This is a genomic window from Ewingella sp. S1.OA.A_B6 (assembly GCF_049889095.1).
Lineage (GTDB): Bacteria > Pseudomonadota > Gammaproteobacteria > Enterobacterales > Enterobacteriaceae > Ewingella.
Genome location: NZ_JBLJFK010000066.1, coordinates 1 through 281 on the forward strand (window position 1 = coordinate 1; position 281 = coordinate 281).

Sequence of the window (281 nt, forward strand, 5' to 3'; positions counted from 1 at the left end):
TAAAAAAGCACAACCAACCGGCGTAAAACACATCATAACCGACCTTATTGCTTTTGAACAATACGTCAAATCTCAGGAATTTGACACCGCTAAACAGCTACGAGAACAATATTTAAAAGACCATCCTGATGTCAGTATATCCTACAATGCGTTTGTCGATACCTTGCATCGTATCAACTGGACATTTAAAAAAAGACCTTTACCTTTAAAGAAGCCGACCCTGTAAAACAACAAGGTTTTAGCGTATGTTTAGCTATCATGGCGTTTTGGTTTGGGTTATC

At 38.1% G+C, this 281-nt stretch carries 1 protein-coding gene; it reads left to right on the forward strand.

The genetic code is table 11. The features are described 5' to 3' along the window. Positions 1 to 226 (forward strand): hypothetical protein (locus ACMV8I_RS21490; protein ID WP_498867159.1); only part of this gene is annotated, 226 nt, incomplete at its 5' end. Positions 227 to 281 lie beyond the last annotated feature (55 nt).